Annotated in this window: 14 protein-coding genes and 3 pseudogenes; 7 read left to right on the top strand and 10 right to left on the bottom strand. The window is 65.3% G+C overall.

Going from position 1 to position 18962, the window contains the following annotated elements; all coding sequences use genetic code 11:
- The first annotated feature begins 13 nt into the window (after nt 1-13).
- The 4 genes and pseudogenes from P8A20_RS07515 to P8A20_RS07500 all read left to right on the top strand — a co-directional run bounded on the left by P8A20_RS07515 (nt 14) and on the right by P8A20_RS07500 (nt 4923).
- Nucleotides 14-343: a trypco2 family protein gene (locus P8A20_RS07515; RefSeq protein ID WP_069169202.1), complete on the top strand. Its 330-nt coding sequence runs from the start codon at nt 14-16 to the stop codon at nt 341-343.
- 8 nt (nt 344-351) lie between these two features.
- Nucleotides 352-3321 carry a hypothetical protein gene (locus P8A20_RS38655; RefSeq protein ID WP_371934389.1) on the top strand — a complete coding sequence of 990 codons (2970 nt, stop codon included), beginning with the start codon at nt 352-354 and terminating at the stop codon, nt 3319-3321.
- Nucleotides 3322-3338: 17 nt separating this feature from the next.
- A pseudogene (locus P8A20_RS07505) lies at nt 3339-3464 on the top strand (GNAT family N-acetyltransferase); the annotation flags it as partial.
- A 199-nt stretch (nt 3465-3663) separates the two neighbouring features.
- Nucleotides 3664-4923 carry a hypothetical protein gene (locus P8A20_RS07500; protein WP_143670956.1) on the top strand — a complete coding sequence of 420 codons (1260 nt, stop codon included), beginning with the start codon at nt 3664-3666 and terminating at the stop codon, nt 4921-4923.
- 775 nt (nt 4924-5698) lie between these two features.
- Here the strand turns inward: P8A20_RS07500 and P8A20_RS07495 are convergent.
- Entirely contained in the window at nt 5699-6940 is a 1242-nt protein-coding gene (locus P8A20_RS07495; protein ID WP_306103169.1) for a hypothetical protein, read from the bottom strand.
- A 199-nt stretch (nt 6941-7139) separates the two neighbouring features.
- Here P8A20_RS07495 and P8A20_RS07490 point away from each other — a divergent pair, with 199 nt between their 5' ends.
- The gene (locus P8A20_RS07490; protein WP_306103168.1) at nt 7140-7475 is read left to right on the top strand and encodes a hypothetical protein; all 336 of its coding nucleotides are present in this window, start codon (nt 7140-7142) and stop codon (nt 7473-7475) included.
- Between the two features lie 204 nt (nt 7476-7679).
- Here the strand turns inward: P8A20_RS07490 and P8A20_RS07485 are convergent, their stop codons facing one another.
- The 3 genes from P8A20_RS07485 to P8A20_RS07475 all read right to left on the bottom strand — a co-directional run bounded on the left by P8A20_RS07485 (nt 7680) and on the right by P8A20_RS07475 (nt 12267).
- A complete protein-coding gene (locus tag P8A20_RS07485; protein WP_306103167.1) occupies nt 7680-9722 on the bottom strand; it encodes an ATP-binding protein in 2043 nt (680 codons plus the stop codon).
- A 253-nt stretch (nt 9723-9975) separates the two neighbouring features.
- A complete protein-coding gene (locus P8A20_RS07480) occupies nt 9976-10446 on the bottom strand; it encodes an ATP-binding protein (protein WP_371934434.1) in 471 nt (156 codons plus the stop codon).
- Nucleotides 10447-10992: 546 nt separating this feature from the next.
- Complete coding sequence (locus P8A20_RS07475; RefSeq protein ID WP_306103166.1) at nt 10993-12267, bottom strand: tyrosine-type recombinase/integrase; 1275 nt, start codon at nt 12265-12267, stop codon at nt 10993-10995.
- Between the two features lie 418 nt (nt 12268-12685).
- On the opposite strand from P8A20_RS07475, the gene P8A20_RS07470 reads away from it, so the two are divergent.
- Nucleotides 12686-12919 (top strand): helix-turn-helix transcriptional regulator, encoded by a 234-nt coding sequence (locus tag P8A20_RS07470; RefSeq protein WP_078863285.1) that lies wholly within the window; start codon nt 12686-12688, stop codon nt 12917-12919.
- 30 nt (nt 12920-12949) lie between these two features.
- Here P8A20_RS07470 and P8A20_RS07465 read toward each other — a convergent pair whose 3' ends face one another.
- From P8A20_RS07465 to P8A20_RS07440, 6 genes and pseudogenes are all read right to left on the bottom strand, one after another.
- On the bottom strand, nt 12950-13702 hold the full coding sequence (locus P8A20_RS07465) for a transposase family protein (RefSeq protein WP_306103165.1): 753 nt from the start codon (nt 13700-13702) through the stop codon (nt 12950-12952).
- A 241-nt stretch (nt 13703-13943) separates the two neighbouring features.
- On the bottom strand, nt 13944-14966 hold the full coding sequence (locus P8A20_RS07460) for a S66 peptidase family protein (RefSeq protein WP_306103164.1): 1023 nt from the start codon (nt 14964-14966) through the stop codon (nt 13944-13946).
- A 40-nt stretch (nt 14967-15006) separates the two neighbouring features.
- A pseudogene (locus P8A20_RS07455) lies at nt 15007-15147 on the bottom strand (IS701 family transposase); the annotation flags it as partial.
- 161 nt (nt 15148-15308) lie between these two features.
- The gene (locus P8A20_RS07450) at nt 15309-16709 is read right to left on the bottom strand and encodes a hypothetical protein (RefSeq protein ID WP_306103163.1); all 1401 of its coding nucleotides are present in this window, start codon (nt 16707-16709) and stop codon (nt 15309-15311) included.
- Nucleotides 16710-17054: 345 nt separating this feature from the next.
- Nucleotides 17055-17176 (bottom strand): annotated as a pseudogene (locus P8A20_RS07445) (IS5/IS1182 family transposase); the annotation flags it as partial.
- A gap of 337 nt (nt 17177-17513) precedes the next feature.
- Entirely contained in the window at nt 17514-18164 is a 651-nt protein-coding gene (locus P8A20_RS07440) for a class I SAM-dependent methyltransferase (RefSeq protein WP_306103162.1), read from the bottom strand.
- 517 nt (nt 18165-18681) lie between these two features.
- Here P8A20_RS07440 and P8A20_RS07435 point away from each other — a divergent pair.
- Complete coding sequence (locus tag P8A20_RS07435; RefSeq protein ID WP_306103161.1) at nt 18682-18960, top strand: acyl carrier protein; 279 nt, start codon at nt 18682-18684, stop codon at nt 18958-18960.
- Nucleotides 18961-18962: the final 2 nt, after the last annotated feature.

Below are 18962 nucleotides of genomic sequence, written 5' to 3'. Positions count from 1 at the left end.
CCTAGGGGGAATCATGGAGTTGGAGCCCACCGAACTGTCCGATGCGATCAAGGCGGTGCGTGGGGGCTTGGCCGCCGCGCAACAGGATGGGGACGGGTCACCGGTCCGGTTCACGGTCAAGGAGATCGTGCTGGACCTGGGAATCGAGCTGCGGCACACCGCGTCGGCCAGCGGCGGAGTAAAGGCGTTCGTGGTCTCCGCAGACGCCAAGGGAGAGCGGGCGAAGACAGCCACGCACCGCATGACGGTCACTTTGGCGGTGACTCCTGATGGCGATGGCAGCGATCTGCTGATCGGTGACCTGGGTGGAGGCCGCGGCGGACCGGTGGACGGTCTGCGGTAGGGGGCGGCGTGAGGGCGGGGGCAGCGGCTCGGCGGACCGTTGAAGTCACCAACTATGACAAGGACTCCTATGGGACCGGCTGCCTGATCGCGCCGGGCCTGGTGCTCACCGCCTACCACGTAGCCTGGCCCGGGGAGGGCGCTGTCGCCGTTCGGGACACCGCGAGTTCTGACTTCACCGAGGCGGTGGTGGTGTGGGAGGACACCGAGTTGGACGCGGTGCTGCTGAAGGCCGACAGTGCACTGGTCGGAGCGAACCTGGGTATCGTGCGCTGGGGCGAGCTGGTCTGTGACTACCCGGAGCGTCGCCCCGTGTGCTCGACGTCGGGGTTCCCCAAAGCGATGCGCCGTCGGGCCTCCTCTGGCTCCAAGCAGTACATCGACGACCTGAAGACGGTGGAGGGCATCATCGCTCCCCACACCGGATCCCGCTCAAGGCTGTACGGTCTCGAAGTCGACGGCACTCTGCCGACCGAGGTGAAAAACTGGCAGGGACTGTCCGGCGCCGGGGTCTTCTGTAACAGCGTGCTGATCGGCCTCGTCCGCCTCGTCGACCGCCAGTGGGACCGGACCCTCATGGTGGTGCCCCTCTCGCATCTGCTGGCCGCCGACGGCTTCATCCTCGCAGTCGCTGCCCACACCGGCATGACCCCGAGCCTCCAGCCCGCCGACCTCCGGCCCCTGATGGACAACGCCCCCGATCCTCAGCTGTCCTCCACCTACCTGCTCGATCCACGCTCCAAGGTCACCGAACTCACCGGCGTCAATGGACTTGTCCGGCAGATCGAGCAGTGGTGCAAAGGCCCGGACCGCCTTGACGTCGCCGCCGTGACCGGGTTGGGTGGCACGGGAAAATCCCGGCTTCTTATCGAGGTCCTGCACCGGCTCACCACAGGTGCAGGCGATCAGCGGCCGTGGAGTGGAGGGTTCCTCGCCGATCACCCCAGCCACACCGACTACCAGGTTCTTGCCGCGGCCAACTACCCGCTGCTCCTGGCCGTCGACCTTGCAGAGGCCCGCCTGCCTCAGATCCGCGATCTCATGGCGGCCTTGGCTGCCTCCCACGACGGTGCCGCAGTCAGGGTTTTGCTCCTGGCCCGTGCACACGACACCTGGTGGCCGGCGCTGCGTCGGCACCTGCGCACCCGGAGCGTCGGCCCCATCGGACATGCCTTCACCCTTACACCCGACAATGCGCTGGACGGCCACACGGCGGAGGACATCTATGTAGAGGCGAAGGCGGCCTTCGCTCGCCGGATCCGTCTGCTCCGGAAGGCCGGACACGGCGACGGCACTTGGCCGGACCGTGTCGTCGCCGATGCACCGCGCTACTACGGAGCCGACGTCGAGCACAGCACCCGGCAACCGGTCATCTACCTCTACATCGCCGCACTCGCCGACGTGCTGGCCCACGCCAACCCCGAGTTCGCCCTTAACGATCACCCCATGGAGGTCCTGCTCGCCAACGAGGTGGAGTACGTTCGGCGCGTCGCCGAAGCCCGCCTCCCTGCAGGCACCGCTGACGACAAACTGCTTCGCTCCCTGATCACGGCCCAGTTCCTCGCCGGAGCACGAACCGCGCAAGAGGGCCGCGCCGCCATCCGGGCCGGCTTCGACACCCACCACCGCGGCTACGGGGCCACCGCCCCTCCCGATGCCCGCCAGCTGGCCGCACTCGACGACGTCCTGACCGCCGCCTACCCGGCCACCGACGGAGCCCACTGGGGATCCGTCGGTGAACCGCTCGCCGCCGCCTGGCTCGCCGAAGTCGAGGCCGACAGCGGCGAGGAGTTCATCGAAGCCTTCCTCCAGCACGACGCCCTGGCGACCGGCCAACGTCACCAGACACTCAGCACCGTCGCCCGCACCGCCAAGGACCAGCCCGGACTCTCTGCCGGTGCCCACCGGGCCGTCGCCGCCGACCCCGAACGTCTCCTGCCGCTCGCTGTCCAGACCGCCACCACTGAACTCAGCACCGACCACGCCCGCCAGTGGCTCAGCGACCTCGAACACGCCGTCGCCGACCGGGCTGCCGATCCGGATTGCGACCCCGACATCAACCAGTGGGCCACCAGCCTTATCAGCGAGGCCCAAGCCTGTACCGCCGACGACAGGGACCTGCAGGAACTGATCGGCGCCCCTCTCCCCCCGGAGGACGACACTCCACAACAGCCGACCCCGGACGCGCCCGCCAGCGACGCCCACCCTGTCCTCGTCAAACCACAGGTCGGCCGGCTCACCCGGATCGTCATCACTTTCCTGGGCCTCTGCCACCTGGTACTTGTCGCGGCCGTCCCCTCCGCCGTCGCTCTCACCACCAGCACCGAAGACGACGGTTGGGTGATGTGGCTCCTGGTTCCCTTTAACGTGGGGATGCACCTGACCATCGCGAGCGTCTTCGGCGGCCGCCGACCTGGAACCTCTGCGATCTCCTGGACCGCACCGCTGTTCACGATCGCGTCGACGACCCTCTCCGGCCTCATGCTCAGCCAAAGCTGGCCCCCGGGCTGGTTCCTGTGGCCGGTCCTTTTCGCCCTCGGCCTGACATCCCTGACCTACGCCTGGCGCATCTCGTTCGGCCAGCTTCAGAACATCACACAGCCGCCCACACCACGTGCGGACAAGTTCACCACCTCGACCGGTGAGCCCTCGATGCCGTCGGCGCCGGAGGCGCTGGGCCGCATGAACATGCGCTGGGAGTTGCTGCGACGCCGGGTCTACGGAGACGGCCGCGGCCTCCCCGGCACGGTCCCAGCGCCGTGGCGGACCTATGCCGCGCTCACCGGCGGGCCGTTGGACGGGCTGCTTCTGGACATCACGGACTGGACGAAGGACGAGATCGACAATGGCGCGGCCCTGGTTGCCGAACGCGGGCGATTCCCCGGCGGCCGCACACTGTATGCCCCCCACCCCGAGGGACCACGAGCACCGGCCCCCGGCGTGACGTGCTGCTTCCACCACACCGGTGATACGCCCTGAACAGGGCCCGTGAGATCGCCCCCGACGGGATGAACCTCGAGCAGCTGCACCTCGCTGCCCGGGGCGGGGTCGGGCTCGAAGACTTCTACGGCCGTCTCGGCTGGAAGGAGATTGGACGATGGCCCGGCGCCCTTCGGCTCGCGCGACTGGCGGAGTCACGTGGTCAACAGTTGCCAGCAGATGGTTGGGCCGTTGCCGCCGTCGGGGCAAGTCCGTCCGTAGTACGGCACGGTCACGCACATCAAGGATGAGGCGGTGCTCGCTGTGGTCATCACCCTCGTTGGCAGCGGCCTTCATCGAAAGAGCTTGGCCGCCCTGGTTCGGGGCGTCTAGCTTGGCACCATGATCTCCCGCTATTACCTCAAGTGCCCGGGATGTGCAGAGGCGTTCGACGCCCGACTCGGTGTGGAGCCGACCCGCGGAACGCGCTTCTACCTGCCGTGCCCGCACTGCGGACTGCCGATCCGGGGCTCGATGTCGGGCACTGAGCTCGAAGACCACCGTATCGCCATCGAGTGCGAGGTGCTGAGCGACTCCGCGCCAGAGTCGCCTGACGGACGCGTCGTGACCATCAATCCGTTCGTGCCGTCGCGCTACGACGCCGACACGTTCACGCCGATGGGGTCTTTCCCGACGATGACGCTCCTCCAGGCCCTCGGCGACCACGCCTTCGCGGAGTTCCAGTCCGAACGGCATTCGGCGCTCGAAGCAGGCCGCGATCAATGGCCCACGGTCCGCATGTTGTTCCAGTACTACCTCCAGGGCAACACTGCGATGTTCGTTCGCATCGCGCAGCAGCAGCTCGGACTCGCATGGGAACCGAGCACGAGCCATGAGCGGACGACCGTCGCTTACCAGGCTATGGGCGCAGTGACGACGGTCATCACAGGGACCACGGGGACCACCAGCGCCAACGTGATCGGCCGTTTCTCGCGCAAGCACTTCGCAGCGATGAAACGACACAAGGATCACCTCGCGACCTTCCGGCGTCGAGGACAGTCCTCGGCGGCTCTGGAACGAGATGTCTTCACCGAGCTCAACCGTTTCGTAGAACATCACGAGTCCTGGGAGATGGGGCTCCTGGGGAGGTTCTTCGGCCCGGGCGGCAATAATGCCTTCGACGACCTTGTCCTCTACCGCGACGAGTTCTCGATGGTGAGGGACCTTTACCAGCACGGATTCGAGCTCGCCTGCAAGTGCCTGTGGCCGCTTGTTGCAGCACAGAACACGGTGAAGCGCGGAAGCCCGGACGACTTCGGAGCCGCCCACCCCGACCGCGTACCCGAGAACAAGCGCCCCAGGAACCTCGACAAGTTCGACAAGTTGCCGAATGCCTTCAAGATCGCATATGTGGCACAGGTGCCGGGTTGGGAGCCATTCGAGAGCTTGCTCAACAACCGTCGCCGGAACACGATCGGGCACGCGACAGCACATCACGACCTTCAGACAGGCCGCGTCGTCAGCGATGAGAGCCCCTCCGGGATGACGTATCTCGAGTTCCTCGGCGAGGTCCTTGGTGTCTTCGAAGCGCTCTCGACCCTTGCCCAGGTGCTCAGGGCCAGTCGTGTTGCCTCCTCGCCGGACTTCGGCCCTTTCGAATGACGACACCGAGATACACGGGCCCGTGCCACAGATGGCCGGGCACCGTCTCACCACCCTCCCTGGATGTGTACCGGGCAGGGGCGTTGCGGCGTGGGCATCCTGGTAGCGGCGTCAGGGAGTGGCAACACGTCGGAACTGTCTGCAGAACCGCAGGATTCCGGGGTGACGAGCTGCGCGGGCACGCCGATGCCGGCAGGATCTCGGCCAGCCAGCGAGCCGGTTCCTCCCCTGGGCGCAACGGGCGGGCCCCGAGACGCTCGAGGCGGCGGACGACCCCGCTGCTGCCCGCCTCCCGGCCGTTGATCTTGGCCGTCGACCCACCGCGAAGACACCGACGCGCAGGCCCTGGTAGTCAGGGCGTCATTGCGCGCATATATCGCCGCATTACCGGCTCGCGGTCTATCTGCAGGCAGGTACTGGCCAGCGTCCAAGCGAGGCCCTCGCCTTCTCCACCGAATGTCGACGGTCCGGATTCGTCAGGATCCGTTGGCAGGTCAGCGCCATGGCCCACCGTGCGGACTGCCGCACGGTCTTCGTGCCGCTTAAGAATCGGACGGAGGGTGAATATCGCGACGTCCCGACTGCCCTCTTTGTTGATCAGGAGATGGAGGCTCATCTGTCGACATGAAAGCCGGTGCCCGTGATCTTCATCGGGCAGAGGGGCAAGCAGCGCAGGCTTGAAGCCTTCTTCTCCCCGCGTTCCCACGGCAAGAGCACGACGCCCACCGCGTCCACCTACGGCTACCACTTCAAGAAAGCGTGCCAGTGCCCACGTTCACTCGTCGGGGGACTCCGTTGCCAGCGGGATGCCGCACCGCCAGCAGCCGTTCGCGTGGTCGTCCCCGCAGACGTAGCCGATGCCACCATCCACGCACCATTCGGCGGCCTCCTCGGACAGCAGGTCGGGCCCGGCATGGAGCAGCCGACGGAGCTCCGTGGTGTCCGCGATGTCGGCTGGGCGGTTGGTGAACCACTCGTCGAACCAAGGCTTGTCTCGGTGCACGTTCCAGCGCGCATTCTCCCGGTCGTCGACAGCCGTAGTGAACCGATCGACGACGCGCCCCCAACTCGGTGTTCCAAACCAGCCGTTGTCGGACGCGCAGAAGAATTCGATCAGGGTTCGCAGGCCGAACGTCTTCTCGCGAAGGCAGTACGCCCGCCCCCAAGCGATCGCGTCCTGTGCCATCTCCGCGAGTTCTTCGCGCGGATCAGCCTCGTGCGCCGGATCGTCAGGATTGTGGCAGGCCAGCCCGAGCTCGAGAACAGACTGCCCGGTCGGTAGAACCCGGGACGGGTTGATGATCGTGAGACCGAGACCGATCCAGTCGACATGGTCGAACGACAGCAGCGAGCGCACGAGTCGGGTGGTTGCCGTGTTGATCCGCATCATTGTGCCGTCGTGTAGCGGACTCTTCCCGGCATGCCAGTTCTCGATGGGTGTGTTGCGCCACACCGCGAGCGTGATGCGGGTGGCAGCGAGCCACAGCAGCGCGTCGTCGTCGAGATGCCCGAACCGCTTGGCGCACTCCTGGGCGCCGTAGGGAATCAACTCTTCCGGTTTCGGCCACCTGTGGCTCTCGGGCCCTTCAGGCGCGTGCTCGTAGTCGTCGGCGTACTCGTCGAGGATCGCGCTCAACTCGGCAGCGCTGTAAGCCTCGCTGTACTCGGAGCTGTCCGGCTCCTCGACGGTGTACATGTCGTGGTCCCAGGAGACGTACACGTCGCGCCAGAGCACTACGGCATCGCACTCGCCGGCGTTGTCCGTCACAACCGGCCTGATGGTGATCGGGGCAGTACGCCCGTCGGTTCGCTCGCCGTCCTTCTCGGCGGCCCATGCGGTGATGACCCCGAGCGGCTTCGGAAGGAGAGGACCGACCTCGGTGATGCTGAACGGCTCGTCGTCGTCATCGGTGTCGAACCGGCTGTTGACGAACGCGACTGCCTCGGAGGGCGTGCTGACGAGGGACTGGCTACCACTCTCGTTGTCAACCACTCGCCACAACGGGCTGTTCTTCAAGATGCTCTCCGATCGCGGTGAGCGCACCCGGGGCGGGTGCGATGTGCCGGGTCGCTCGGCACTGACTCCGATTATGGGCTGATCAACCGATCCGTAGTCCCGGAGGCGCTTGTCAGCGACAACGTTCGGTACGTTCGCGCGTAACCTGCTTTTCGCGACCGCGGCGATAGAGCAGAGTCCCACAGCGGAGGAGGCGAGGATGGCGCTGAACAGGAAGGGTTCCCGGCGCGTAACCGTTGACGGGATCGAGTACCGCTGGCGGATCCGCAGGAAGCCCTCCTACATGCAGGGCCTCTGCTGGACACCGCTGACCTATGCGGTTGAAGCGGCCAGCGGCAACCAGCCGGGCACGACCTTGATCGTCAACAGCGGTCAGGCCCATCCCAGCAACTGGGTGGGCGTCGAGACGGAGCCCATTCGTCCGGCTCACGTTGCTGCCAGCATGCGAGAGGCACGGGATCAAGGCTGGGATCCAACCCGGGTCGGTTCTCCTTTCCAGCTCGACCGATCGGCAGGATTCATCGCCCAGTCATGAGACAGAGCGGAGTAGGGCGGCGCATCTGGCCCGGCACCATGGCCTGGTGACCAGATGGATGCGCTGCTACTGGGACGAGGAAGACATCTGGTCTCCTCCGACGAGGGAGCGTCCTGCATGAGCTGGCCGCGGAGGCTGCCTTCGCTGCCCATGGCAACAACACCGGCTGAAACCGACACCCAAGGGGAGGGCCCCATTGGCTGATCAACTGGAGGGGAGCCCGAGTTTGTCGAAAAACGCCCGGTTGCGTTCGGTAGCGGCGTTGACGAGGCGGTCGAAGCTCACCACTTCGATGTATGCCTTGAGCGGTTCGTTGAAGCCGAAGTAGCCCATGCCGTCGTGCGTGGGCCGCAGAGTCGCGTACTCGCATCTGTCCACCATCGTCTTCGTCAGATCGGCGAGGACGTAGCAGAAGGCAGGTGCTTCACGTGTAGGGGGAATCGGCCGCCCGAGCGCGGTCTTCACTCCGCCGGCGCGCACACGCTTGACGTAGTCCAGGCACTGCTGGATGGGGTCCTTGTCCTCCGAGGCGTCATTGCGCATCGGCCGCTTGACTTCGACCACGACGATGGACGGCAGCGGCAGCGATTGCCCCTCCGAGGCCAGGACCGGCGAGCCGACGAGCCGGGTCGCGAGCAGGTCGGGCTCCCTCGTCGAATCGGAACCCGTTATCGGCATGCTTTTGAGGGTTTTGTCCGAGGCGAGGTAGTCGTGGAACGCGAGCCGCTCGTCGATGATCCACAGGTTCGAGGCATCGGTGCCGACCTCATTAGAGTCGGTCCGCATCGGCATCAGCAGCGAGTGGATCGCATCCTCTCTGCTGTACCTGCCTTGGCCGTCCACCTCGACCAGCCGCTGGAGCACGTCGAGGATCGCCCGTCGACGTGAGACGTAGGCGGCCAGATCGGACTGGTTGATGTCGGTCACCGTATTCAGGTACCGGGCCAACCGGTCGTCGTACCCCTCTGGCGGGGCGGAATTTCCTTGGCTCAGGACCGCGTGGCCCTCGGCGAGCGCGGACGCTTCGAGCTTCTGGAGGTTGCTGTGGAGCAGCAGTTCCAGTTCCTGGTCCTTGATGGACGGGTCCACGGTCACGCCGAGCGGTTCCAGTCGCGAAAGGACGGGCCGGTACCTCGGGGCACGGTTGCTGACGAATTCGTGGACTCGGGCCTTGCCCTCCTCGCGCGCTGCGCTGAGTGGTCCGGCGAGGATTCGCTCGACTTCCTTGAGCGCGCTCTCCCTGATGTCGTCCATCGACACGTCCTCGATTAGAGGGGTGTCCGGTGCCTGTTCGCTGATGTCGAAGGCCGTGCGGTCGGCGCGCACGTGGCTGTCCAGGAAGTCTGAGGACAAATAACAGACGTACGTGAACGGGGAGGACTCCGAGTCCTTGAGCCTCCCATAGAGTCCGGGCACCTTGCTGGTGAGGTTTTCCTCCAGCACCACACGGTTCGCCGCGCACCAGTACAGCCGTGGTGCGTGATTCCGCGGCGAGGACTTCAGTCGGAGGCTTACCATGTCGAAACTCTCGCCCTTGACGTCTATCGAAGTCCTTTGCAGGTCGGAATAGACGAAGTCGTTCATGAGGCTGTTGAGCGAGACTGCCCCGTCGTCGTCGGACACCATGATGTGGGGCGCGCCGCCGGGGCGTAGGAAGTACCAGATGCAGTGCTCGAATACCTCACGGGCGATGGCTTCTACAGACTTCAGCCCGCTCTGCTGGTAGGGCTTCTTGAACCCATCGAGGCTCACGGCCGCGCCGACCTCGGCGGGCAGTTCTGCCTCCGGGTCCAACTCGACCTCTCCGTGGACGGAGAAGCGGAATTGCCGCCCGTCGATGCGTCCGGCTTCGTCCTCGTAGGCGCTGCGAATCGTTACCCTGTCGAACGCCTTCAGCCAGAGCAGGCGCCCCACGCCGCGGCAGCCCATGTCGGCCTTGTGGTCGCTGTCCAAGGTCTCGAACGATGTCATGTTCTCCGGAGTGAAGCCCACCCCGTTGTCCTCGACGGTGAAGCCCACAATGGGTTTCAGGGCTGCACGCCCCGGGCCGACGTGGCTGAAGTCGAGTGCTTCCTGTGGGCTGCGGTGGATCCTGATCCTCAGACGACCGGACTCGGTATCGTCACCGAACCGCGCGTCGATTGCCTGGATCGCGTTGACGACGGCCTCCAGGAGCGGCAGCAGGGCATGACTTTTCGGCAGGCTCGTGTTCCGGACCCTGCCGGCCAGTGACGTGGTCAGCGCCATGGTCTTCCTCCTCGCTCCCGGGCCGCCCACCCTATCCGCGGGTATGGCCCAAAGCGTGCTGGACGACCAAGACTCCCAGGAATTGGCTTCCCGGCGATGCCCGCTTTCGGATCGGCAATCTGCAGGCTTGGTAGTCCGAGCGAGCCTGACTGACCCCAAGACAACTCTGGATCTTGTCCGATTCGGTGACAGAGCAGGAGACAGGAACTCCCCGAAAGCTATTCCCGCGATGGAGCGCACCTTCGCCCGCGGCTCAGCGCTCGTCCTTGGCCCGAGGAGGCGGGTGAGGAAGACGCAGTTGGAAGCATGCGCCGGTGTCGGAGGGGACGAAGACAAGGGTGCCTTGGTGGTGGGCGAGTTCGCGTGCGATGGGCAGGCCCAGCCCGGTGCCCCCGCGGTCGCGGGAGCGGGCGTCGACGAGCCGGACGAAGCGTTCGAGGACGCGTTCGGCGTTCTCGGCGGGTACGCCCGGCCCGGCACCGTGGACGGACAGGATGACGTGCTGGTCCTGGGTCCGGACGGTGACCTGGACGCGGCTTGTGGCATGGCGGGTGGCGTTGTCGACGAGGTTGCGTCGTGCACGTAGGCGGGTCCGGTGGCGTCCGTGTTGAGCGCCGGCGGGCGGTCGGGCGGCTGTTCGTACCGTTCGGTCAGCTGGGAGACGACGCGGCGATCTGGTCGGTGACGGTGGCGACGACGGCGCTCGCGTGGATGGGGTGGGTATCGAGCAGGACCCGGGCGTCGGGTGCGGGGCCAGGGCCGCGGCCTAATCTGTGCAGTCGTGCCGCCCTGGGCAGCAGCTGCCGCCTAACGGCCGCTGGAGTGCGATGGGCGGACTGGTTTCGTGAGGGACTGCCTGGGGCCCAATGTTTGAATGGCACGCTGGGTGCCTCGTGCGTCAAGAAGCCGCACGCAACGCACACAGTGCACGTAACGCACGCAAGCGCTTTGGCCAGAATGTCCTCCACGGAGTGCTGACCTGCGGCTACTTCCACGCGTTTGCGTTCCACATGTTTCGCGATGACTCATCACGTGAAGAGCGCGGTGCACGGAAGCCGTCGCTCCTGGTTCGAAGTCCCAGAAAAGTCCCAGGGACTCCGTCACACCCCGCCTCGACTCGCATTTATGCAGGTCAGAAGGGGTGTGACGGTGTTTCTTCTGCAGGCTTTCAGATGTCCCGGAACTCATAGACAAAGCTTCTGACCTGCGCAAATGACCCCTCTTGAAGATCATCTTGCACGGTTGTTGCACAAGCCGCACGGAGCAGGAGTCACGCGGCCCTGGTGTAGGCGCTCCGGACCGCGATGCGGACCTTGGAACCGGCTCCCACGACCCGGTGCACGTATTTACGCAGGGTAAACGCGGGATCGGCGTGGCCGAGGCGGTCCGCGAGCGTGTACACGTCTACCCCGCCGTTGATCATCATCGACGCGTACAGGTGTCGGAGCGCGTGCATCATCACGTCGCGGGACTTCTCCCAGCGTCGTCCCTTCGCGTCGGGCTCAAGGGGCTTGATGAGGCCGGCCGACGCCAGGGCGGGCTTCCAGCGGTAGGAGTTGAACCAGTTCGACTGAATGGCGGTCTTCTCCCGGGTATAGAAGATCAGCCGCACCGTGACCGGGTTGCCGCCTTTGCTGCCCCACGGTCGAGTCACCTCGACCGGCGGGTACTTCTGCATGTGCTCGCGCAGGGGGATGGCCACGTCGTCGGTCAGCTCGACCCACCGGTCCTTCGAGTCCTCGTCGTCTCCGCCCTTGGGGAGGGCGTATACGAGGAACGAGCCGTCGTGGACTACTTGCCGTTGCACGTGCACGATGGCGCCGTCCGGATGTGCCCAGTCGATGTCTTCTGGTGACAGGCCGAATATCTCTCCTTGCCGAAGACCCAGGCCGCGACCACAGTCGACGAGTGCTTTGTAGCGGTCGGGAAGTTCGGCACGGATCTTCTCGGTGTCCTCCCATGTCAGGGTCAGCTCTGCCCGGCCGCCTCCTCCTCGCTTCGGCTTGGCATCCTGCACCGATTTGGCGAGGCACGGATTTTTGTGTATCAGGCTGTCGTCCACGGCCAGGTCAAAGACACCCCGAAGATTGTCGAAGACCAGGCGCAGCGTGGAACTTTCGAGCAGCCTGCGACGGTCGTGCAGCCAGTCCAGCAAAGACGAGGCGTTCACGTCCTTTACGCGCATCTTCCCAACTGTGGTAGGAACGACGTGCAGGAGAATTCGCTCCTTGTGGCGTCGGTAAGTCCGTGGATTCTTGTGTTCGTGCCCCTTGAGCCACGTAAGGGCGAGTTCACCGACCCTGACCTCGCCGGCGCGAGGGTTGATGTACGAGCCGTCGTCCACTCCGGACCGCATCTTGGTCTCGTGCCTGCGGGCTTCGACCTCGGTGCGGAACAGCTCCGTCTGCTGGACATCTTCCCGGTTGCGCCATCGGGCCTGCCACCGCTTCCCCGTCCCGTGATCCCGCGTCGGGACTTTGCCGTGTTCCTTGCAGGTCGACTCCCCGTTTTTCGGGCGCGACTTGTGCCAGCGGTCGTACGGCATCGACTCAACTCCTAGTTTCCAACGGCCCTTTGAGTCTATTTGTGGACTCTTTTCAATCAGGGCTATCGTCGGCGGCGAGATTGTCTGCCCGTTCATCGCGCCCTGAGTGAATTGGATGTTGATCCAGGCGAGCTGAAGATGTCAAATGCATTCTTGGGGTCTTCGCGACAAAGGGTGCAGAGTGGTAGAGAAGATTTCACCTGGGCGAATGCTCGCTGAGGGTTCGGCGAGGGTTCGCCGAACCCTCAGCGAAGATTCGCCGGTGTCCTTCGAGAGTTCGCAAGGGTCGTAGGCGTTTCGTCGAAAGGCCCTCTGTTTGGTCCGGCCGGAAAATAATGCAAACGTACTGTGCACCACCACGGCGGAATACCGCTCACGTGGTTCTTTCCTGCCCGCTTCGAACCGTTCTGGAGTTCCCATGCGTCGAACCACTGCCCGCGCGGAAGAAGCCGCTAGTGGCGCGGGGGCCCGTTGTCCCTTGATGAGCGCGGAGGAGCTGGCCGACTTCCTGGGCGTACCTCTGAATACGGTCTACATATGGAATCACCGACACCAGGGTCCGCGAGCCCACAAGGTCGGGCGCTATTTGCGCTACCGCTGGTCGGAGGTAGAGGCATGGCTGGAAGCTCAAGCAGTGAATCGCGCGACCTGATCGGCCAAGATTGAGCCTTTTCCATCTTGATCAGGTGGCGAGTTCGAGGGCGACGACGGCTCGGACGACGGCGGTGATCCGGGTGGTGCTGCAGCGGAGCTTCCGCAGGAGCCGCCAGCATTTGAGGGTGGCCATGGCGCGTTCGCCGAGGCTGCGGATCTTGGCGTGATCGCGGTTGTGACGCCGACGCCAGCCGCGCAGATTCTTGCCCCGGAACGGGACACGGACCGCAGGACCTGTGCCCTGATACGCCTTGCCCGCCCAGCACTTGATGTCATTGATGGCGAGAGCGTCGGGGATGCCTTGGGTCCGGGCCGCGGTCAGATCGTGCATGGCTCCGGATAGCGCGTCCGAGACCCAGATCAGACGGTCGGCGGGATCCGCGAGGACCTGCACATTCATCCCGTGGTGCTTCTTCTTCCCCGAGTAGTACGGGCGGTCGGCGGCGATGCGGTCGATCGGCAGCACGGTGCCGTCCAGGATCACATACGCCCTCTTCCGCACGGTCGGCATGGCCTGCTCCAGCGTGGGCGCGAGGGCGGCCAGGAGGTCGACGGCCTCGCGTATGTAGCGGTAGGCCGTGGCGATCCCTATGCGGAATTCTGCTGCGAGGCGGGCGTAGGTGTCACCGCAGCGAAGGTGGGCCAGGACGAGCAGGGCTTGCTGGCCACAGGTCAGGCGACGCCACCGCGAGCCGATCCGACGGCGGTGACCTGCGAGGAGACCGGAGAGGTGCTGCAGGGCGCGGCTGGACAGATCGATACCGGACGGGTGGACAAGCACGCGAAAGCGCCTGGCAGTCTGGTGATCTTGGTCGTGAACCCGTCTACCAGGAGCTTTCTTCATGCCCGCCGCCGGGGGTGCCGTGCAACCACCCGTCAGGTTGGACACTGCTTATTCAGTCCGCCTACCGCCGCTCCCTTCGGCACGGGCACGTGCTGGATCGCAACGTCCGTACGGTTGAGAGCTCCCAGTCTCCGGCGCTCCGCGCCGAAGGAGCCGAGACGTGGGTACTCCGCGTTGCTCAGCCGACCGGTCCCCTCGCCATGAGAGGCCGTACCGTCGGTTCGAGCAGCGACAGTGTCCGCTGCTGTGCATCGAGGCCGATGCGGATGCCGACCGGCATCGGCAGATTCGGGCCGGCATGTCCGAACTCGACGTTGCCCAGGACGGGGATGTCGCGGTCGCCGAGGACGTCGAGAATCAGCTCGGGTAGGGTCGGGGACGTGTCGGGCGAGTCGAGTCCGCCGGTCGCGTGCGGGACGCCCACGACCATGCCGGAGATGCGGTCGAGGATGCCGGAGTGCCGCAGTACCTGCAGATAGCTCCACACATGCGATGCCTGGCTGCCCGCCTCCTCCCAGAAGAGCACCGCGCCGTCGAACCGTTCGAGCGGCAGCGCGAAACGTGTTGCCTGCGCCAGCACGATGCGGTTGAGCAGCCCGCCGATCAGCTGGCCTTCGGTGCGACCGGCACGCCAGCACTCCCACGCCGGGGTGGCTGGCAGCGCACCGATCGCCTCGCCGCCGGTCAGCAGCGTCGAGTAGAGCTTTTCAAGTTCCGCTCTGCGTGCTGCTGGCGCGGCCTGCCAGTGCCTGCCGAGTCCGGTGGTGGCCACGTCGGCGTGGAATCCGACGAGACCTGTGCGCGCGTAGAGCACCAGATGCAGCAGTGAGATGTCGCTGTAGCCGAGGATCGGCTTGGGGTCGGCCGTGATCGCCTCGACGTCGATCAGGTCGAGGTAGCCGAGCACCGTCTGGCCGCCGTCATGCGCGATGATCGCGCGCACCTCAGGATCACGCAGTAGTCCATTGAACTCCTCGGCGATCTCCGCCGGCCGACTCGCGCTCCACCAGTGGTGCCGCCCTGCTTCGAGGAGCGGTGCCCGACGCACGCGGAATCCCATCCGCTCGAGCACGACCACCGCCTGCTCGAGGTCAGGCTCGTAAGCAGCGTGGAGCGGCCCGGACAGCGATGCGATAACGACGAGATCTCCGGGCTTCAGGGCGCGAGGGCGGAGCAGTTGAGGCAGTGCAGAACCGGTCACCGACGAAGTGTCCCAACACTCGCAACGTCACGCTAAACATTTACCGATTGGCGCCCTCCCAGGTTGGAAGGGGCTCAGTGACGGCCAGGAACGGGTGGGCGAGCATGGCGAGGGTGATGTGCCGCTGCCAGCCGACGTAGCGGCGGACTTCGTACTGGTCCAAGCCGCATTCGTTCTTCGCGCACGTGCGGAATCCGAGCTGCGGTCGCCGTCCGCCCGATCCCATGGAAGCGGTCTGCATCGGAGCCGCTGTCGGTGACGGTGGAATTGCGCGGCCGCCGACAGCGTGCACCCTCTATTGCCATTCTCGCGACTTCGCGAGCGTTGACAAACCCATCAGCTTTATCGAAGCGTTTCGAACTTTGCATGTTCGGCGCGCGCAAGATCGATCACCGTGCGCTCGATCTCGCGCAGCAGTGCCGATATCTCCTCGGTGTCGAGGTATTCGTCGTCCGCTTCGAGCGAGAGGTTGGGTCGGTCTTGGTGGCGCTCCCACAGGTGGATCATCGCCTGGACCCGAAGCGGGCCAGCGCCGACGGCGCGTGAATCGTGGTGTTCGAGGGGCGTCGGGGGTGCGTCCTCGTCGTGGCGCAGGAATGTGTTGGCGAGTTCCGGGCGCGCCGTGCGCGAGCTGGGTTTGCCGACGACCGAGCGTACGTCGTTGAAGCTGATCCAGGAGTCGGCGCCTACCTGCTCGATCAGCGCCTGCATATCGTCCGGGTCATACGAGGAACGGCGCGCGGCGGCGAAGATCGCCCGGTCCACGCCGCGGATCTCGGCCACCGCGTCCGCGGCATCGCCCGCCACTGCGATATAGATCGGCTGGGAGCGGTGGCCCACATAGGCTTTGGTCGCGGGCGTCCACCGGTCCCCGCTTTCGATCTTAAACACCGCGCGCGGCGCGTCCAGCACCCGGTGCACAGCTGTGGCCGCGGCGACGATCGTGATCGCGCCCGAGGTGAACAGGCCGAGCCTGCGCCCCAGGTAATCGTGCGCCGATTGGAAGGAGTCCGTGTTCAGATGCGCGCCCCGGACCATCGGGACCGCCGGCGCGTGGCGCGGGGTGCGTAGTGGATTGTCCGCCGCGGCCAGGATGGCCGGGCGCATCAATTCCCGCGCCCGCTCGCTGCGGGCGCGGGCGAGTGCGCCGCTTTCCTCGGCCGCCGCGGCGATCGGATCGAACGCGACCGGTTCCGGCTTGCGCCCGGACACGATCCGCCGCAGGTCCTCAACCAGTGCCAGGGCGCCTGCCCCGTCCAGGTTCACGTGCGACACGACGATCCCGAACACGTACGCGCTCGCGCCGCATACGCCGAGGATGAACCGGACCGGCATGTCTAATTCGAGGTCGAAGCGCCGGGATGCCGTGGCGTCCAGGTGCGCCGATAGTGCCTGCTCGCACCGCTCCGGATCGTCCTCGGCGACGATGTCCACACCGATCCGCCCGCCCGCGTCGACGATCTGCTCCACGACACCGCCGGATGCGTCGAGCCGGAACCGGGTGCGCAACGCGACGTGTCGTTCGATCAGAGTGCGTATGACGTCGAGCGCGTGCTGCACCGTCACCGGACCGTCCGTGCCGACCGGTATATGGCAACGGAACCGTAGGTTCCAGTCGTCCACCGGGCCGAACCGCTGAATCTCGGCTCTGATATGCCGCTGGCCCCAGGTCGCGGCGAACGTGCCGCCACGCTCCGCATGGAAGACGAGCTCACGTCGCGTGACAGCAGACCTCTGGCTCACTTACGTACCTCTCGTTCCTCGACACACGGCACCCTCACCGAAGCTCGGCCAGCAGGCGCGGGTGATCAGTGTCGCTCACATCTAGCAACTGCAGATATAAGCAGCCCACCTCGGCGGCCTCGGGTCGCTTCGGCGGTTGAAGGCGAAGCCGAACAGGGGCTCGTCCGCTATGGCCGCACGGCGGGCCGGGTTGAACCAGTCGCTCGATCCACGCCTTGGGATCCCGCCTCGGCCCGCCCCCGGTCGATCCGATCGTCGTAGGTGACGTCCTCGCCGAACTCCCGGCGGTGGTGCTCCAGGTGAGGGTGCCCAGATTCGGCTACGAACCCCTGGATCACACGCCGCAACCAGTGCCGCCATCGCACGCTGCGACGGGCGAAGCTTGCAGCGCCGATCGCCCTCACGAGCATTTTTACCCACTCCACGAGCGCACGCGGCAGGTCGAGTGCGGCAGGATAGATGACCAATGAGGCCCCCGAGCAGCGTGATTGAGAGGTCAGAAAACTCGATCAACAGCCCGGGGGCCTCGCTCGTTGCGCTCTGTGAACCGTCACCTGATCGGCGGCCATCTCGAAGAAGCTCACTGAACAGCAGCTCAAGCGGAAAATCGATGCTCCATGGCTCTTCCGCACGCGCCATGAGATCGAGCGCAGAAAGTGAACTTCTGCCCAGTTCGAAGAAAACCCTTTCCCCTGCGAGTCCTGCTCCTCCGAGTACGGCATCCCACGCCTCTTCGACCACTCCGCGAACTGCGTTGCCTTCGAACACGGAGCATCTCACTAACGGACTCGGGCCTGAGAACCCCTACTTGAAGCGCCCCTGAACCCAGACGCGGTCCGCGGGGCCTTCAACACGGTCAGCCAAGACGCCGTCCCGGTAGATCTCCTCCTGCATGACGTCCCCCGCGTCCAGCGCCTCGCTCCAGGCACGCGTGGGGCCGACACCCCAGGGAACCCACGGGGTGAGGTCGTCGACCACGACCAGGCTCCCCGGCCGGCACAGAAGTTGGCAGTTCCCGAGGTCGGGCTTCACCACGTCGTATTCGTGGCCGCCGTCAACGAAAGCCATATCGAAGAGCGACTCCCCGTGCTCCGCGAGGTACTTGGGAAGAGCCGTACGGGAGTCCTCCACAATCAGTCGGTGACGGCCGGGGAACCTCTGATCGATGAACTGCTTGGCGATAGGCGACGCCAGGTTTTTGGGATGGTCGAACGACACCACCTGGACACTGTCGGACGCACTAAGGAACGCATGACTCGAGAAACCGATGTTGAAGCCGACCTCTATTACGGACTGCACCTCGTACGTTTCGACCAAGTGCATGAGGTGCGCCAACTCAGGAACACTCGACGACAGTTCGGAAATAGATTCATCACCGTGTTGCACGTGATCCCAAATCTCCTTGGAGAAGCCACGGATCATATCGAACCAGCGCACTAGATAACGCTCTTCCATGCCGCTCCCACACATACCGGAGAATGTGAATTAATAGATGAATTTAGCTTGAGCGCTGACCATAGGGGGCGTCTCGCGAGCCTGTCAACACTTATTAGGAATACCTTCAGGGAAAATGCCGTCGAAAAATGGACATTCCCCGACGCAAGGGACGCATGCAGGCCCCAGTCCCATTGACACGGCTGGTTGTTAGCCGCAAGGATTAGGCGATCGAAGCGCTTCGACAAATCGACTCCTGTTCACGATCGATGAAGCCCCATCATCCTGATTCCTGCTGGTCAGCGATGCTGGCGTGGCGTCTCGATGGGGTTCTTATGCGAGGACGGGCGTGGAGACCGTTTTCTTAGGGCCTCCAGATCACCCACACACTCGGTGCGGGGCTCTCGCTCGGCGCGGGCGACCGGGCGCTGCGGCTCGCCGTGGAGTTCGCGCGCCAGCACCGAAGCAGCTCCTTACCTAGCTACGACTGCGGCGAGCTCTTCTCGCCGCTGACGGCACGACTTGCGGAGGCGCAGGCATGAGTATCGGCACCGAGCAGAACACGGCGGTTGGCTTCACACGGGACGGCAGCGGCATCGAGATGCTCCTCGGTTACCCTCTGGACCAGGACAACCCGCTCGGCTTCGATCCGGAGCACAAGCTCAGCGACCTCGGCATGGACTCGATCCACGCCCTGTCCCTGTGCGGCGAGGTCGAGGAGCGCTACGGACTGGAAGCGGAGTCCACGCTGGCCTGGGACCACCCCACCATCGAGGCGCTCACCCGCTACCTCGCCGCCGAGCTGGCCGCAGGCTGACC

Source organism: Streptomyces sp. Alt3 (assembly GCF_030719215.1).
GTDB classification, from domain to species: Bacteria; Actinomycetota; Actinomycetes; order Streptomycetales; family Streptomycetaceae; genus Streptomyces; species Streptomyces glycanivorans.
This window is presented reverse-complemented; position numbering and strand designations above follow the sequence as displayed.

Excerpts from the sequence above, each read along its gene's own strand:
- P8A20_RS07515 (WP_069169202.1), top strand. The coding sequence starts at position 14 with ATGGAGTTGGAGCCCACCGAACTGTCCGATGCGATCAAGGCGGTGCGT.
- P8A20_RS07500 (WP_143670956.1), top strand. The coding sequence starts at position 3,664 with ATGATCTCCCGCTATTACCTCAAGTGCCCGGGATGTGCAGAGGCGTTC.
- P8A20_RS07490 (WP_306103168.1), top strand. The coding sequence starts at position 7,140 with ATGGCGCTGAACAGGAAGGGTTCCCGGCGCGTAACCGTTGACGGGATC.
- P8A20_RS07485 (WP_306103167.1), bottom strand. The coding sequence starts at position 9,722 with ATGGCGCTGACCACGTCACTGGCCGGCAGGGTCCGGAACACGAGCCTG.
- P8A20_RS07475 (WP_306103166.1), bottom strand. The coding sequence starts at position 12,267 with ATGCCGTACGACCGCTGGCACAAGTCGCGCCCGAAAAACGGGGAGTCG.
- P8A20_RS07470 (WP_078863285.1), top strand. The coding sequence starts at position 12,686 with ATGCGTCGAACCACTGCCCGCGCGGAAGAAGCCGCTAGTGGCGCGGGG.
- P8A20_RS07440 (WP_306103162.1), bottom strand. The coding sequence starts at position 18,164 with ATGGAAGAGCGTTATCTAGTGCGCTGGTTCGATATGATCCGTGGCTTC.
- P8A20_RS07435 (WP_306103161.1), top strand. The coding sequence starts at position 18,682 with ATGAGTATCGGCACCGAGCAGAACACGGCGGTTGGCTTCACACGGGAC.